Source organism: Caulobacter mirabilis (assembly GCF_002749615.1).
Taxonomy (GTDB): Bacteria; Pseudomonadota; Alphaproteobacteria; order Caulobacterales; family Caulobacteraceae; genus Caulobacter; species Caulobacter mirabilis.
The window spans coordinates 3,918,365-3,930,102 of the sequence record NZ_CP024201.1; the positions used below are offsets into that span (position 1 = coordinate 3,918,365).

At 68.9% G+C, this 11,738-nt stretch carries 13 protein-coding genes; 12 read left to right on the top strand and 1 reads right to left on the bottom strand.

The window, feature by feature from the left end; all coding sequences use genetic code 11:
- The first annotated feature begins 3 nt into the window (after positions 1–3).
- From ctaD to CSW64_RS18535, 11 genes are all read left to right on the top strand, one after another.
- Positions 4–1,659 carry a cytochrome c oxidase subunit I gene (gene ctaD / locus CSW64_RS18485; protein WP_099623478.1) on the top strand — a complete coding sequence of 552 codons (1,656 nt, stop codon included), beginning with the start codon at positions 4–6 and terminating at the stop codon, positions 1,657–1,659.
- 82 nt (positions 1,660–1,741) lie between these two features.
- Positions 1,742–2,722 (top strand): heme o synthase, encoded by a 981-nt coding sequence (cyoE, locus tag CSW64_RS18490; protein ID WP_099623479.1) that lies wholly within the window; start codon positions 1,742–1,744, stop codon positions 2,720–2,722.
- The gene (locus CSW64_RS18495; RefSeq protein WP_150131452.1) at positions 2,719–2,904 is read left to right on the top strand and encodes a hypothetical protein; all 186 of its coding nucleotides are present in this window, start codon (positions 2,719–2,721) and stop codon (positions 2,902–2,904) included. Before cyoE ends, CSW64_RS18495 begins: the two co-directional genes overlap by 4 nt.
- A gap of 19 nt (positions 2,905–2,923) precedes the next feature.
- Entirely contained in the window at positions 2,924–3,487 is a 564-nt protein-coding gene (locus CSW64_RS18500) for a cytochrome c oxidase assembly protein (RefSeq protein WP_099623480.1), read from the top strand.
- A 60-nt stretch (positions 3,488–3,547) separates the two neighbouring features.
- Positions 3,548–4,465, top strand: a complete 918-nt coding sequence (locus CSW64_RS18505; RefSeq protein ID WP_099623481.1) for a cytochrome c oxidase subunit 3 — start codon at positions 3,548–3,550, stop codon at positions 4,463–4,465.
- A 1-nt stretch (position 4,466) separates the two neighbouring features.
- A complete protein-coding gene (locus CSW64_RS18510) occupies positions 4,467–4,823 on the top strand; it encodes a DUF983 domain-containing protein (protein ID WP_099623482.1) in 357 nt (118 codons plus the stop codon).
- Positions 4,816–5,490: an SURF1 family protein gene (locus tag CSW64_RS18515; protein ID WP_099623483.1), complete on the top strand. Its 675-nt coding sequence runs from the start codon at positions 4,816–4,818 to the stop codon at positions 5,488–5,490. The genes CSW64_RS18510 and CSW64_RS18515 overlap by 8 nt, the downstream gene beginning before the upstream one ends.
- Complete coding sequence (gene thrC, locus CSW64_RS18520; protein ID WP_099623484.1) at positions 5,490–6,896, top strand: threonine synthase; 1,407 nt, start codon at positions 5,490–5,492, stop codon at positions 6,894–6,896. The genes CSW64_RS18515 and thrC overlap by 1 nt, the downstream gene beginning before the upstream one ends.
- Positions 6,893–8,158, top strand: coding sequence for a M16 family metallopeptidase (locus tag CSW64_RS18525; protein WP_099623485.1), 1,266 nt, complete (start codon positions 6,893–6,895; stop codon positions 8,156–8,158). Before thrC ends, CSW64_RS18525 begins: the two co-directional genes overlap by 4 nt.
- Positions 8,159–8,189: 31 nt before the next feature.
- Positions 8,190–8,801 (top strand): GNAT family N-acetyltransferase, encoded by a 612-nt coding sequence (locus CSW64_RS18530; protein WP_099623486.1) that lies wholly within the window; start codon positions 8,190–8,192, stop codon positions 8,799–8,801.
- Positions 8,802–8,806: 5 nt separating this feature from the next.
- Positions 8,807–10,468, top strand: a complete 1,662-nt coding sequence (locus CSW64_RS18535; protein ID WP_099623487.1) for a putative bifunctional diguanylate cyclase/phosphodiesterase — start codon at positions 8,807–8,809, stop codon at positions 10,466–10,468.
- A 54-nt stretch (positions 10,469–10,522) separates the two neighbouring features.
- Here the strand turns inward: CSW64_RS18535 and CSW64_RS18540 are convergent, their stop codons facing one another.
- Positions 10,523–11,101 (bottom strand): YqgE/AlgH family protein, encoded by a 579-nt coding sequence (locus tag CSW64_RS18540; RefSeq protein ID WP_099623488.1) that lies wholly within the window; start codon positions 11,099–11,101, stop codon positions 10,523–10,525.
- 111 nt (positions 11,102–11,212) lie between these two features.
- Between CSW64_RS18540 and CSW64_RS18545 the strand changes: the two genes are divergently transcribed.
- Entirely contained in the window at positions 11,213–11,695 is a 483-nt protein-coding gene (locus tag CSW64_RS18545) for a peroxiredoxin (RefSeq protein WP_099623489.1), read from the top strand.
- Positions 11,696–11,738: the final 43 nt, after the last annotated feature.

Genomic DNA, 11,738 nt, shown 5'->3' on the forward strand with positions numbered 1-11,738 from the left:
CCGATGGCTCACGCCGCCGCTCACGACACACATGACGACGCCGAGCATAAGCCCGGCTTCATCGCCCGCTGGTTCTTCTCCACGAACCACAAGGACATCGGCACGCTGTACCTGCTGTTCGCCATCATGGCGGGCCTGGTCGGCGGCGCGCTGTCCGGCCTGATCCGCTGGGAGCTCGCTCAGCCGGGCATCCAGATCTTCGCCGAAAACTCCTCGGTCAGCCTTCTGGGCCTGATCGAGCAGTCCAAGCACGGCTACAACGCCGTGGTCACCGCCCACGCCCTGATCATGATCTTCTTCATGGTCATGCCGGCGATGATCGGCGGGTTCGGCAACTGGTTCGTGCCGCTGATGATCGGCGCGCCGGACATGGCCTTCCCGCGGATGAACAACATCTCCTTCTGGCTGCTGGTCGCGGCCTGGGTGCTGCTGATCACCTCGATGTTCGTCGACGGCGGCCCGGGCAAGGGCTTCGGCGGCGGCTGGACGGCCTATCCGCCGCTGTCCACCACCGGCCACACCGGACCGGCGATGGACCTGGCGATCTTCGCCCTCCACCTGGCCGGCGCCTCGTCGATCCTCGGCGCGATCAACTTCATCACCACCATCTTCAACATGCGCGCGCCGGGCATGACCCTGCACCGGATGCCGCTGTTCGTGTGGTCGGTGCTGATCACCGCCTTCCTGCTGCTGCTGTCGCTGCCCGTTCTGGCCGGCGCCATCACCATGCTGCTGACCGACCGCAACTTCGGCACCCACTTCTTCGATCCCGCCGGCGGCGGCGATCCGGTCATGTACCAGCACCTGTTCTGGTTCTTCGGCCACCCGGAAGTGTACATCCTGATCCTGCCGGGCTTCGGCATCGTCAGCCACATCGTCTCGACCTTCTCCAAGAAGCCGGTGTTCGGCTACCTGGCGATGGCCTACGCGATGGTCGCCATCGGCTTCGTCGGCTTCATCGTCTGGGCCCACCACATGTACACCGTGGGCATGGGCATCAACCTGCGGGCCTACTTCGTGGCCGCGACGATGGTCATCGCGGTTCCGACCGGGGTGAAGATCTTCAGCTGGATCGCCACCATGTGGGGCGGCTCCATCACCTTCAAGACGCCCATGCTGTGGGCGATGGGCTTCATCTTCCTGTTCACGGTCGGCGGCGTCACCGGCGTCGTCCTGGCCAACGCCGGCATCGACTACAGCCTGCACGACACCTACTACGTCGTCGCCCACTTCCACTACGTGCTGTCGCTCGGCGCCGTGTTCGCGATCTTCGCCGGCTTCTTCTACTGGTTCGAGAAGATCTGGGGCGTGAAGTACAACGAGTTCCTCGGCGCGCTGCAGTTCTGGATCATGTTCGTCGGCGTGAACCTGATCTTCTTCCCGCAGCACTTCCTGGGCCTCCAGGGCATGCCGCGCCGCTACATCGACTACCCGACCGCCTTCACCTGGTGGAACGAGGTCTCCTCGTTCGGCTACGCGGTGACCGGCGTGGGCGTGATCGTGTTCCTGGTTCTGCTGCTGGAAGCCGCCGTCCGTCGCCGCAAGGCGGAGGCCAACCCCTGGGGCGAAGGCGCCACGACGCTGGAGTGGACCCTGTCCTCGCCGCCGCCGTTCCACCAGTTCAACGAACTGCCGGTGATCAAGCCGGATCATCACTGATCCGCTTGAGATAATCGGACGCACGAAAAGGGCGCGTCGGGGTTGGACCCCGGCGCGCCCTTCCTCTATTAAGCCCTCGCCCATGACCAAATCCGCAGCCCTTCAAGGCCGCGCCGCCAAGCCGGCGCTGTGGTCCGACTACCTGCAACTGCTCAAGCCGCGGGTGATGTCGCTCGTCGTCTTCACCGCCGCGACCGGCCTGGTCTGCTCGGGCGCGAAGATGAATCCGCTGCTCGCCGCCGTCGCCATCCTGTGCATCGCCATCGGGGCCGGCGCCTCGGGCGCGCTGAACATGTGGTTCGACGCCGACATCGACGCCCACATGGCCCGCACCCGCGCCCGGCCGGTGCCGTCGGGCAAGGTCCAGGGCGCCGAAGCGGCGACCATGGGCATCGTGCTGTCGCTGTTCTCGGTGATGCTGCTGGGCGTGGCCACCAACTGGCTGGCCGCCGGGCTGCTGGCCTTCACCATCTTCTTCTACGCCGTCGTCTACACGATGTGGCTGAAGCGCTGGACGCCTCAGAACATCGTCATAGGCGGCCTGGCCGGCGCCCTGCCGCCGGCCATCGGCTGGGCGGCCGCCGGCGGCTCGGCGCCGCTGAACGCCTGGCTGATGGTCCTGATCATCTTCATGTGGACCCCGCCGCACGCCTGGGCGCTGGCGCTGTACACCTCGCAGGACTACGCCAAGGTCGGGGTGCCGATGATGCCGGTCGCCCGCGGCGCGGCCTCCACCCGCAAGCAGATCTTCGTCTACTCGCTGCTCTTCGTGCCCATCTGCCTGGCGCCCGCGGCGACGGGCCTGGGCGGTCCGATCTTCCTGGCCATCGCGGCGGCCGGCGGCCTGATCTTCCTGCTGCTGGCCTGGCGCGTGTTCCGCTCCAAGGCCGGCGACGCGCCGGACGAGCGCATCGAGGGCGAGGACCGCCTCTACGCCGTGCGGGCCGGCGCCAAGGACGCCCGCAACCTGTTCGCCTTCTCGATCCTGTACCTGACCCTGCTGTTCGCCGCCCTGCTGGCCGAGCACCTGATCGGGGTCGCCCCCCTGGAGCTGCTGCCTTGAGCGAGCCGCAAGACGCCGAGACCCCTCCCCCGCCGGCGCCGCCGGTCGATCAGGCCGCACTGGACAAGGCGCGCCGCGGACGGAACATCGCCATCGCGGTCGGCCTCGTGGCCTTCATCGTTATCGTGTACGCCGTGACCCTCATCCGGATGGGAGGAAACATTGGCGCCCGCCCCTTCTGACAAGCCCTCCAAGTCGAGGATGAGCAAGAACGCCCGCCTGGGGCTGATCTGCGGCGCGGCGTTCTTCGGCATGGTCGGCGCGGCCTACGCCTCGGTGCCGCTCTACCGCATGTTCTGCCAGGTCACCGGTTTCGACGGCACCGTCCGCAAGGCCGACGCCAAGCCGGACCAGGTCCTGGACCGCGAGGTGACGATCCGGTTCGACGCCAACGTCCGCAACCTGCCCTGGGACTTCAAGCCCGAGCAGGTCACCCAGGACGTGAAGATCGGCGACACCGGGCTGGCCTTCTACAAGGTGACCAACAACGGCGATAAGCCGATCACCGGCCGGGCCAGCTACAACGTCGTCCCCGAATCGGCCGGCGCCTACTTCCAGAAGCTCGAATGCTTCTGTTTCACCGACCAGACCATCCAGCCCGGCCAGACGATGGAGTTTCCTGTCGTCTACTTCGTGGATCCGAAGTTCGCTGCGGATTTCGAGACCAAGGGCGTTCAGGAAGTCACCCTTTCCTACACCTTCTTCCCTTCGACGGAGGGAAGCGGGACGCCGCCTCTTGGCGGAAGCGTCGGGGCGGGTCTATAGCACACGGGAATTTTCGGGACGGCGGGCCGTCCTGGGGGAATTAGAGGTTCAGGCACGATCATGGCCCACGGCGCCGTAAAGCACGACTATCACCTGGTGAATCCCAGCCCCTGGCCCTTCGTGGGCTCGGTGGCGGCGACGATCATGATGATCGGCGCGGTGTCCTGGATGAAGGGCATTATCCCGCTGAACGAGAAGGACGGCGTGGACCTGTGGGAACTGCTGTTCTCCAAGGGCCATCCCTGGCTGTTCCTCGCGGGCCTGGCCGGCATCCTCTACACGATGTTCGGCTGGTGGAGCGACGTGATCAAGGAAGCCAACGCCGGCGATCACACCCCGATCGTCTCGCTGCACCTACGCTACGGCATGATCATGTTCATCGCCTCCGAGGTGATGTTCTTCGTGGCGTGGTTCTGGATCTTCTTCGAAATGGCGCTCTTCCAGGAGCACCGCACCCTGACGCCCGCGATCGGCAACTTCGAAGGCGTGGCCGAGGCCTGGAAGCAGTGGCCGCCCAAGGGCATCGAGCTGGTCCCGGCCTTCCACCTGCCGCTGGTCAACACCCTGACCCTGCTGCTGTCCGGCACCACCGTGACCTGGGCTCACCACGCCCTGCAGCAAGGCGACCGCAAGGGCGCCAAGCTCGCCCTGGCCCTGACCATCGTGCTCGGCGTGCTGTTCACCTGCATCCAGGTCTACGAGTACCAGCACATCCTGCACGAGAAGCTCTTCTACTCGGAAGAAGCCGTGAACTCGGGCCTGTACGGCTCGTCCTTCTTCATGGCCACGGGTTTCCACGGCTTCCACGTCCTGATCGGCACCATCTTCCTGGCGGTCTGCTTCATCCGCCTGCTGAACGGCGCCTTCACCCCGAAGCAGCACTTCGGCTTCGAGGCGGCGGCCTGGTACTGGCACTTCGTCGACGTGGTGTGGCTGTTCCTGTTCGCCTTCATCTACGTCATCTTCGGGACCCCGTAGGATGACGAACCCTTACGCGGCTGGGGCGGCTGGTCGCTGCCCCAGCTGCGGCGAGGGCTGCCTGTTCGAGGGCTTCCTCAAGGTGGCCCCCCAATGCGAAGCCTGCGGCTTCGATCTGAAGGCGGCCGACTCCGGAGACGGACCGGCCGTTTTCGTTATCCTGATCGGCGGTTTCCTGGTGGCCTTCGGCGCGGTCTTCACCCAGATCGCCTTCGAGCCGCCCGTCTGGCTCCAGCTGATCGTCTGGCTGCCCCTCACCGTCATCGTCTGCGCGGGCCTGCTGCGGCCCTTCAAGGGCTTGATGATCGCGGCCCAGTTCACCAACAAGGCCCGGGAGGCCGGACGCGACGATGTCTGACGCGCCGCGCCGCCGCTTTCCGATCGGCCTGACCGTCGCCTCAGGCGTGTCGCTGGTCATCCTGTTGGGCCTGGGGACCTGGCAGATGCAGCGGCTGGCCTGGAAGCAGGACCTGATCGCGCGACTCGAGACGCTCAAGACCGCGCAGCCCAAGCCTATCGACGAGGTCCTCGCCCGAGCCAAGCGCGGCGAGACGGTGGACTGGGTCCGCGTCGCCGCCGTCTGCGAGCAGCCGATCCCGGCGCGTCCCGACCACGTCCGCAACGCCGTCCGCGAAGGTCAGATCGTCTGGCGCGTGACCAGTCTCTGTCCTCTGCCCGCCGCCTCGCCCTATCGCGAGATCCTCGTCGACCGCGGCCTGGTCGCCAACGCCAGCGGCAAGGTCGAAACGCCGACCGTGGCGCTGGCCCCCGTCGGCGCGGTCGTCGGCGTGCTGGCCCCCGCCGCGACCCTATCCAAGGACGCCGCGGCCCTGCTCCCCGACGGCGCGCCGTCGCTGATCCTGATGGCGGAGCGCGAGACGCCGCAGCCGGTCGAGGTTGTCGCCGCGCCGCTGCCGCCCAACCTCACCAACCGCCATCTGGAATACGCCTTGACCTGGTACGGCCTTGCCGGGGCCCTGGTCGCCGTCTACGCAGCGCTCGTGCGGCGCAGAATGAAAGCCTGATGAAGTACATCTCCACGCGGACGGGGTCGGCCGGCAAGGCCGCGCCTATCGGTTTCCTCGATGCGGTCCTGGCGGGCCTGGCGCCGGACGGCGGCCTGTACGTGCCGGAGACCTGGCCGAGCTTCACCGCCGACGAGATCGCCGCCTTCGCCGGCAAGCCCTACGCCGAGGTCGCCGCCGATGTCCTGGCCCGCTTCGCCGGGCACGACATCCCCTACGACGCCCTCCTGGAGATGTGCGAGGAGGCCTACGGGACCTTCACCCACGCCGCGACCTGCCCGGTGAAGCAGCTGCGTCCGGGCCAGTTCCTGCTGGAGCTGTTCCATGGCCCGTCGCTGGCCTTCAAGGACGTGGCGATGCAGCTCCTGGGGCGGCTCTACGACTACGCCCTGTCACGCCAGAACCGGATCATGACCATCGTCTGCGCCACCTCCGGCGACACCGGCGGCGCGGCGGTCGAGGCGTTCCGCGGCCGCAGGAACGCCCGCATCGTCGCCCTCTTCCCGGAAGGTCGGATCAGCGAGGTCCAGCGCCGCTTCATGACCACGGTCGGGGACGCCAACGTCGCCTGCCTGTCCGTCGAGGGCACCTTCGACGACTGCCAGACCATCGTGAAGGGCATGTTCGGCGACGACCAGTTCCGCCAGGCGGTCGATCTGTCCGGCGTCAACTCGATCAACTTCGCCCGTATCGTCGCCCAGGCGGTCTACTATTTCACGGCCGCGGTCGCCGTCGGCGCGCCCCGCCGGCCCGTGGCCTTCACCGTGCCGACCGGCAACTTCGGCGACGCCTTCGCCGGTTGGGTCGCCAAGCAGATGGGCCTGCCCATCGCGCGGATCACCGTCGCGACCAACAGCAACGACATCATGGCCCGCGCCTTCGAGGAAGGCCGCTACGCCCGCGGCGTGGTCGCCGCGACCCAGTCGCCGGCCATGGACATCCAGATCGCCTCGAACTTCGAGCGCCTCTACTTCGAGGCCGTGCGCCGCGACGGCGTCGAGACCGACCGCGCCTTCCGGGCCTTTACCGGAACCGGATCGCTGGACCTGCCGCCGGTCGCCCTGACGACGATGCGCGAGACCTTCCGCGGCGTGTCGGTCAGCGAGGAGGACACCGCCCGCACCATCCTGGCGACGCTGAACGAGACCGGCGAGATCATCGATCCGCACACCGCCGTCGCGCTGGCCGCGGCGAACCGCTCGCCCAGCGTCGGCGACGCGCCGGTGATCGTGCTGTCGACCGCCCACCCCGCCAAGTTCCCCGAAGCCGTCGAAGCCGCGACCGGCGTACTGCCGACCGTGCCGGCGGCCGCTCGCGGCCTGGCCGGCAAGGGCGAACGCTTCGACCGCCTCCCGGCCGACGCCGACGCGATCAAGGCCTACGTCCGCGAGTTCGCAAGGCGGTGACGACGACCCTCCATCGCCTCGCCAACGGCGTGCGGGTCGTCTGCGACCCGATGCCGGGCCTGGAGACCCTGGCCCTGTCGGTCGTCGCCGGCCGCGGCGCCCGCTGGGAAGACGAGCGTCGCTCGGGCTGGTCCCATCTGCTCGAGCACATGGTGTTCAAGGGCGCCGGTTCGCGCTCGGCCCGCGAGATCGTCGAGGCGATCGAGGATCAGGGCGGCCAGCTGAACGCCGCCACCGGCTACGAGCGGACCAGCTTCCAGACCCGGGCCCTGAAGGGCGGCCTGCCGCTGGCCATGGAGATCACCGCGGACCTGCTGCTGCGGCCGACGCTCGACGCCGGCGACCTGGCCCGTGAGAAGCAGGTGGTCGGCCAGGAGATCGCCGAGGCGGCCGACACGCCCGACGACCTGGTCTTCGAGCTCGCTCAGGAGAAGGCCTTCGACGGCCAGTCGCTGGGCCGGCCGATCCTTGGGACCAATCGGTCGCTCAAACCCGCCACGCCCCAGTCCATGGCCGACTGGCGCGCCGAGCTCTACGCCCCGGACCGCCTGGTGGTCAGCGCCGCCGGCGCCGTCGACGAGGCCGAGCTTCTGAAACTGGCCGAAGCGGCCTTCGGCCATCTGCCGGCGCGGACCGACGCCGAAGCGCCGCCGCCGGCCGCCTTCACCGGCGGCGTCGCGGCAAAGACCCGGAAGCTGGAGCAAGCTCATCTGGTGCTGCTGCTGCCGGCCGTCGGCGCCGCGGACGACGACTACTTCGTGCTCCGCCTGTTCGCCGAGGCGCTGGGCGGCGGCATGTCCTCGCGGCTGTTCCAGGAAGCGCGCGAGAATCGCGGCCTCGCCTACGCCATCGACGCCTATGCCGACACCTACGCCGACGTCGGCATGCTGGGCGTCTACGCCGGCTGCGCGGCGGGCGACGCCGCCGAGTTGACCCGCATCACGGCCGGCGAGATCGGGGCGCTGGCGTCCTCGGTCACCGACGCCGAGCTGCGGCGCGCCAAGGCCCAGCTGAAGGGCTCGCTGTTCATGGGTCGCGAACAGCCGCTGAACCGGGCCGAGACGGCCGCCGGCCAGACCCTGCTGTTCGACCGCCTGTTCACCGCCGGCGACATCGCCGAAGCGATCGACGCAGTGACCCCCGCCGACTTCGCCCGCCTCGGCGAACGTCTGACCCGGGATCGCCGCAGCGTCGTGTCGGTTTTGGGCTCGAAAGCCGCCCTCGCGGCGCCCGAAGCGTTCGAAAGAGCGCTGTTCCCTTGACCTGAACGGTCGAGTCTCCACCTTCGCAAACATGTCGCTGCTCGAGTGGATCGCGCCGGAACCCAATCTCGCCCTGGAAGGCGAAGGCGTGCGGCTGCGGCCGCCCCGCCGGAAGGACTATTCGGAATGGGCGGCGCTGCGGCAGGCGTCCCGGGGATTCCTGCAGCCGTGGGAACCGACCTGGGCGCCCGATGAGCTCAGCCTGGTCAGCTTTCAGCGCCGGCTGACCGCCTGGCGCCGCGGCCGCGAGCTGGACCAGATGTACGCCTTCTTCGTGTACCGGAAGGCCGATGGCGCCCTGACCGGCGGCGTGACCCTGAACAACGTCCGGCGCGGCGTCGCCCAGACCGCCACCGTCGGCTACTGGTCGGGCCAGACCACAGCCCGCAACGGCCATACCCTGGCGGCGGTGAAGACCCTGATCCCCTTCGCCTTCGGACCGCTCGGGCTGCATCGCCTCGAAGCGGCCTGCCTGCCGACCAACGACGCCTCCGGCAATCTTCTGCTCAAGGCGGGGTTCACCGAGGAAGGCTACGCAAAGGCTTATCTGAAAATTAACGGCGATTGGCGAGACCATCGCCTGTTCGGACTGGTCTCGCGCGGCGTGTCGCGCGGGCGTCCACGGGAGGGCCTTCCGGGCTGAACCGGATGAGGCAGGGGCAGGAGCGCCGGATTTGGGACGCCGCCGCCACGCTTGAGGCGTTGGGCGGGGCGCAGGTCGCGCTCTGGGTCTGGGAGCCCGAGGACGACCGCCTGCGGCTTTACGGCGCCGCCCGGCAGCTGGGTCTGGGCCCGCTGGCCCCCGAATGTTCATCCGCCGCCTTCCGCGCCCTGGCCCTGCCGTCCGACCGGGCCGCGGCCGAGGAGCTGCTCCGCATCCAGCAGCCCGGCGCCGAGGTCTCCCTGCGTCTGCGCATGCGCGGCGGCGAGACCTGCCTGTGGCGCGGGGTCTGGCTCGAGGAGGGCGTACGCGCGTCGGGGATCGTCGCCCCCGAAATGCAGTTCGCGGCCTCCGACGCCGATCCCTTGACCGGTCTGCTCGATCGCCGCAGCTTCGTGGCCCGCGCCCGCGAGCGCCTGACCACGCCGATGCGCCAGACCCTGGTCGTGGCGGACCTGGACCGCCTGCGCCGGCTGAACGAGGCCCTGGGTCACGACCGCGCCGACCTGGTGCTGGCCGCCCTCGGCTCGCGCCTGGCCGCGGCCTTCGGGCCCGACGCGCTGCTCGGACGCATCGGCGAGGACGAGTTCGCGGTGATGGTCGCCGGCGAGACCGAAGCCGCCGAGAAGCTGCGCAAGGCGCTGGAACAGCCGCTGCGGGTCGCCGGCTTCGACATCCTCCCGACCTTGGCCGTGGGCGGGGTCGAGGCCGAGGGCGGCGAGGACGCCCCCGACGCCGCCGAGCTGCTGCGCCGCGCCGAGCTGGCCGTGGAAAGCGCCAAGTCCGCAGGCCGCGGCGGCGGAGCCGCCTACGGCCGCTCCATGGAAAGCGACGGCCTGTCCCAGCTGGCCCTGGAATCCGACCTGCGCGGCGCCGTCGCTCGGGGCGAGATGACACCCTACTTCCAACCGGTGGTCCGCCTGTCCGACGGCGCCCTGTCCGGCTTCGAGGCCCTGTGCCGCTGGCGGCATCCCCGCCGCGGGCTGATCCCGCCGGACGAGTTCCTGCCGATGGCCGAAGAGCTGGGCCTGATGGGCGAGCTCGGCGCCCACATGCTCCGCGCGTCGGCGCGCCAGCTGGCCCTGTGGCGCAAGGCCCACGCGGCGGCGGGCGACCTGACCGTCAGCGTCAACCTGTCCACCGGCGAGATCCATCGCAGCGGCCTGGTCGAGGACGTCACCGGCCTGATCAACAAGCATCGCCTGCCCTCCGGCTCGCTGAAGCTGGAGATCACCGAGAGCGACATCATGCGCGACCCGGAGAGCGCCGCGCTGGTGCTCAAGGCGCTGCGCCAGGGCGGCGCGGGTCTGGCGCTGGACGACTTCGGCACCGGTTTCTCGTCGCTGAGCTACCTGACCCGCCTGCCCTTCGACACGCTCAAGATCGACCGCTACTTCGTGCGGACCATGGGCGCCAACGAGGGGTCGGCCAAGATCGTGCGGTCGGTGATCAAGCTCGGCCAGGACCTGAACCTGGAGGTGGTCGCCGAGGGCGTCGAGAACGCCATCATGGCCCGCCAGCTGCTGGAACTGGGCTGCGACTACGGCCAGGGCTTCGGCTACGCCCCCGCGCTGTCGCCGCAGGAGGCCGAGGTCTACCTCAACGAAAGCTACGTCGACGGCGCGGCTCCGGTCCGCCGCCAGGGCTAGAGCGCGTCAGGCGGAAGCGTAAGCGGTTCGGCCGCCCGAACGCGCTCCAAGAGACTAGGCCCGGCCGCCTTCCATCGCCAGCATCTCGGGGCTGATGCCCAGCTTGCTCAGGGCGTGCGACCATTTGTGGTCGTGGTCGTCGCCGAACAGCAGCGCCTCGTCCGGGTCGCAGACCAGCCAGACGCTCTCGCGCACCTCGCGGTCGAGCTGGCCGGGCCCCCAGCCGGCGTAGCCGAGCGCCAGAAACGCCTTGCGCGGAGCAGCCTCGCCGCTCATCGCCTGCAGGATGTCGCGGGTGGTGGTCAGCGCCAGGCCGTCGCTGACCGGCAGGCTGACGCCCTCGCACAGATAGTCGTCGGTATGCAGGACGAAGCCGCGCTCGCGCTCGACCGGACCGCCGACCAGGACGGGCTCGTCGGCGACGCGACGGATCGGCTGGTCGATGCCGATCTTCTCGAACAGGCCGGACAGGGTCAGCCCGTCGACGGGGCGATTCACGGCCAGGCCGATCGCGTGCTCGTCGTCATGCGAACAGAGGAAGACCACGGCGCGCTCAAAACGGGGATCGCCGATTCCGGGCATGGCGATGAGCATCCGCCCGGCGAGGAACTCGGAACTCGGGAGCTCTGACATGACTAGATGATTGGCCTTGATGGCGACGGTTTCAAGTCGCCGGCTTGGCGGAACCCGCGCCTGCCTCTATTCGAGTCACCGACCGCGGTTTGCGCGATTTGGAGAGACGCCATGACGATCAAGGCCGGCGACACGCTGCCCGACGCCACCTTCATGACGGCCGGCCCGGAAGGCCCGCGCCCGATCACCACCGACGAGATCTTCAAGGGCAAGACCGTCGCCCTGTTCGCCGTGCCGGGCGCCTTCACCCCGACCTGCTCGGCCAAGCACCTGCCGGGCTTCAAGGAGCACGTCGCCGAGTTCCGCGCCAAGGGCGTGGACGCCATCGCCTGCGTGTCGGTCAACGACGTGTTCGTGATGAAGGCCTGGGGCGCCGATCAGGGCGTCGGCGAGGACATCCTCATGCTGGCCGACGGCAACGGCGACTTCACCAAGGCCCTGGGCCTGGAGATGGACGGCAGCAAGTTCGGCATGGGCCTGCGCAGCCAGCGCTACTCGGCGATCGTCAAGGACGGCGTCGTGAGCACGCTGAACGTCGAGGCCGGCGGCGAGTTCAAGGTCTCGTCGGCGGACTACATGCTGGCGCAGCTGTAGGTCCAGCTGGGGACATGCTCCCGAAGGGTGCGTGTCCCCTGAA